Source organism: Mesorhizobium sp. (genome assembly GCF_004962925.1).
Classification (GTDB): domain Bacteria; phylum Pseudomonadota; class Alphaproteobacteria; order Rhizobiales; family Rhizobiaceae; genus Mesorhizobium.
The window spans coordinates 1-3,112 of record NZ_SUEO01000116.1; the positions used below are offsets into that span (position 1 = coordinate 1).

The 3,112-nt window shown below is 61.1% G+C and carries 4 protein-coding genes; 1 reads left to right on the forward strand and 3 read right to left on the reverse strand.

Annotation, left to right across the window (positions count from 1 at the left end; genetic code table 11):
• Positions 1–104 precede the first annotated feature (104 nt).
• From E5W87_RS21365 to E5W87_RS21375, 3 genes are all read right to left on the reverse strand, one after another.
• Positions 105–584: a DUF2938 domain-containing protein gene (locus E5W87_RS21365; RefSeq protein ID WP_292401900.1), complete on the reverse strand. Its 480-nt coding sequence runs from the start codon at positions 582–584 to the stop codon at positions 105–107.
• A 153-nt stretch (positions 585–737) separates the two neighbouring features.
• Positions 738–1,238, reverse strand: a complete 501-nt coding sequence (locus E5W87_RS21370) for a peroxiredoxin (RefSeq protein ID WP_126103232.1) — start codon at positions 1,236–1,238, stop codon at positions 738–740.
• 120 nt (positions 1,239–1,358) lie between these two features.
• A complete protein-coding gene (locus E5W87_RS21375) occupies positions 1,359–2,165 on the reverse strand; it encodes a protein-disulfide reductase DsbD domain-containing protein (protein WP_292401843.1) in 807 nt (268 codons plus the stop codon).
• Positions 2,166–2,335: 170 nt separating this feature from the next.
• Between E5W87_RS21375 and E5W87_RS21380 the strand changes: the two genes are divergently transcribed.
• The gene (locus E5W87_RS21380) at positions 2,336–2,944 is read left to right on the forward strand and encodes a YqgE/AlgH family protein (RefSeq protein ID WP_292401846.1); all 609 of its coding nucleotides are present in this window, start codon (positions 2,336–2,338) and stop codon (positions 2,942–2,944) included.
• The last annotated feature ends 168 nt before the right edge of the window (positions 2,945–3,112 follow it).

Sequence of the window (3,112 nt, forward strand, 5' to 3'; positions counted from 1 at the left end):
CATCAAGACTGCGGCGCCGGAGCCAAGTCCGCAGTCGAACCGGCCGGCGGTCGCAAAGGCGCGGCGCTCGACCCAGAGCTACTAACCAGTCTGGTCCGCCGTACTCAGCGGATCAGAAGCGCCGTGCCGAAAAGCCCGAGCGCAAACACAGTATGCGATACCAGATTGAGGGCGCGGATATGCATGGGGTTGGGGCGCTTTGATGCCGCCCAGCCGGCGCCCATGCCGGGCGCCAGTAGGAACCAACCGGCGCCCACGGTGACGATGCCGAGGATGAAGGCCGGCAGGAAGGTCGGCGCCGCCAGCCACGCCGCTCCCGCCAAAACGGCCAGGATGATGCCGTAGACGATGCCGACAAAATAATGGAATGCCCAGCCCAGCGCCGATTCATGCGCGTAGGGTGCTGCCTCGCCGATGTCGTCGTGGAAAACCTTGCCGTCCCTCAGATGCCAGACCCAGCGGCCGACCAGCCCCCAGTTCGGCCGCGGCTGAGCAAACACCGTGTTCAGGAAAATCGCCCAGAGGTCCATGAGCGCCGTGGCGCCGATGCCGATCGCCACAGCGCGCCAGAAGATGTCAAGCATCATTGAGGTCCTCCAAAAGCAAGCAATCCCAAAGAGCCAGCGCACGATCCCGAAAACCGGAATCGGCTTTCGCAAAGGATCATGCGCCGATTCGAAAGTGAAGCGTCCTTTGGACGCGCGACGTTCTAAAAGGCGACTGTGGCAATCCCTGGCCTATGCTGTCGCCAAAACGGAAAGCTGTCCGAGAATGTGAGCCGCACCGGATTCATCAACGCCAGGCTTTGTCTCGACATTAAGCGCGATGACCTTGCCGTCGTCGACGATCATCGAGAACCGCTTTGAACGCAGTCCCATGCCGCCGCCGGAGAGGTCGGCGTCGAGGCCGATCGACTTGGCGAAGTCGCCGTTGCCGTCGGCAAGATAAAGGATCTTGCCTTCGCCGCCGCTGAATCGGGCCCAAGCGCCCATGACGTGAACATCGTTGACGGCGACGACGGCGATGGTGTCGACGCCACGCGCTAGGATGGCGTCGTAATTATCCAGATAGCCGGGTAGATGATTGTTGCTGCAGGTCGGCGTGAAAGCTCCGGGAACGGCGAACAGCACCACCTTCTTTCCCGAGAAAATCTCAGCCGTCGTGATCGGTTTTGCCCCGTCGGCAGTCATCGTCTTGAAGGTCGCTTGGGGCAACTTGTCGCCAATGGCAATCGTCATGATGGTCCTCATTTGACAAATGGGAGGGAGTATCCTTGCGATAGCGAACTCAGACCTTTCCCGCAACCGTTGGGAAGCCCCGAGCAAAGGATGTTCGACCTGAACATCCTTTGCTCGGGATCAAGGGAAAGGCAGCAGGCCTTCGACCGCGCCGACCGCCGTTGTCAGCGTGTAGTAAAGTCCGCCATCCGTCGGCGTCGTCGCCGGCCTGTCGAGGATCGGCACGGTAAACACCAGCTTGCCGTCCTTTTCGCTGCGAGCCGGCACGCCGAACATGTAATCCCGCTCACCGGCGACGAACAAATCCGCCACCTCCGGATTGCCTGGAAAGCTCGCCTCGACAATCAGTGTCTCATGGTCGCCTGGTAGCATATTGATGCCGAAATCGGGCCTTGCGGGGGCAGGCAGGGTTGCGAGCGCCGCCTTCACCAGCGCAGCGTCTTCAACATTGTCCGGATCCGAGCCGGGATCGATGGTCAGCCTCGTCTGCACCGGAATGCAGATCGTTTCGCAAATGCCGAGAAAAATATCGGCATCGATGACGGCCGGCTCGTTCGGCGCCGACAGCGTGAACGTCACCGGTAGCGAAACCGGATGGTCATAGCCGGCCCATTTGCCGTAGCCGTCGTCATGGCGCTGAGGCGGCGGAAATGAAAACGTCGCGTTGGCAATGTTGGTGCTGGCCGAGACAGCGATTTGCGGCGGCACGCCTGCGCCGCCTGGATCGCGCCAGTAGGTTTTCCAGCCGGGCTCGAGCGCAATGTCGAGGACGCCGTGGATGCGCCCGGCTTCGTCAGGCTTGCCGCTGGTTACAAGCCGCACTTTGCCGCCTTCGGTGTTATACCAGATCGACGAGGAGGCTGCGGCGGGGAGGCCGGTTCCACATCCAAAAGCGGCGCTGAGCAGCAGGACTTTCAAGCTTTGCATGGCGGTGATTTGAGCGTCCGTTCATGGCTGTGCAATGATTTCATGGCTTCGCTGTTATCATATTTGCGTGACCTCGGGCACAGCCTTGCGTGACCTTAGATGCACAACCGAGACCAAATCGCGCGCGGCACATCTTTTCGGCGCTTCCAAAACGCGTTACGCTGCCTGTCATGGACTTGTTGCGCCACAAGAAGATGGTCGCAGGACGCGGCTTTCTCGACGACCAGTTCCTGATTGCCATGCCCGGCATGAAGGATGACCGCTTCACGCGGTCCGTCATCTACATCTGCGCGCACAGCGACGAAGGCGCGATGGGCCTGATCATCAACCAGACGCAGCAGATGCTGTTTCCGGATCTTCTCGTACAGCTCGGCATCATGAACGAACAGGAGGCGATCCGCTTGCCCGCGCAGGCCCGCGACTTCGTCGTGCGTAACGGCGGACCAGTGGACCGCAGCCGCGGCTTCGTCCTGCATTCGGGCGACTACCGGGTGGAATCGTCGCTGACCGTCTCCGACGAGATCTGCCTGACCGCGACCGTCGACATATTACGCGCCATTTCGTCGGGCCGCGGCCCCCGGCACGCGCTGATGGCGCTCGGCTATTCGGGCTGGGGCGCCGGCCAGCTGGAAAGCGAAATCGCCGAGAACGGCTGGCTGACCTGCCCGGCAACTGCGCAGCTTCTGTTCGATACCGACATCGAGCGCAAATACGACCGGATTCTCGCTTCGATCGGTATCGACCTCGCGCATCTCAGCCTGGCGGCCGGTCACGCCTAGTGGTGAAAACCCGATACTGGCTACCCGAATACAACAGCCGCCTTGGGCGAAATCTTGCCGTCTGATCTGACTACCAGGGAGTCCGGAAAGCCCTCCGAAATGAAACAGTTCAGGGCCGGGCAGCAAACCGACTTGGAACTAGTCCGAATTCAGGGGCAGAAAGCGACC

What these genes read in the sequence shown, in the direction of transcription:
- E5W87_RS21380 (WP_292401846.1), top strand. Translation starts at nt 2,336, where the DNA reads ATGGACTTGTTGCGCCACAAGAAGATGGTCGCAGGACGCGGCTTTCTC.
- E5W87_RS21365 (WP_292401900.1), bottom strand. Translation starts at nt 584, where the DNA reads ATGCTTGACATCTTCTGGCGCGCTGTGGCGATCGGCATCGGCGCCACG.
- E5W87_RS21375 (WP_292401843.1), bottom strand. Translation starts at nt 2,165, where the DNA reads ATGCAAAGCTTGAAAGTCCTGCTGCTCAGCGCCGCTTTTGGATGTGGA.
- E5W87_RS21370 (WP_126103232.1), bottom strand. Translation starts at nt 1,238, where the DNA reads ATGACGATTGCCATTGGCGACAAGTTGCCCCAAGCGACCTTCAAGACG.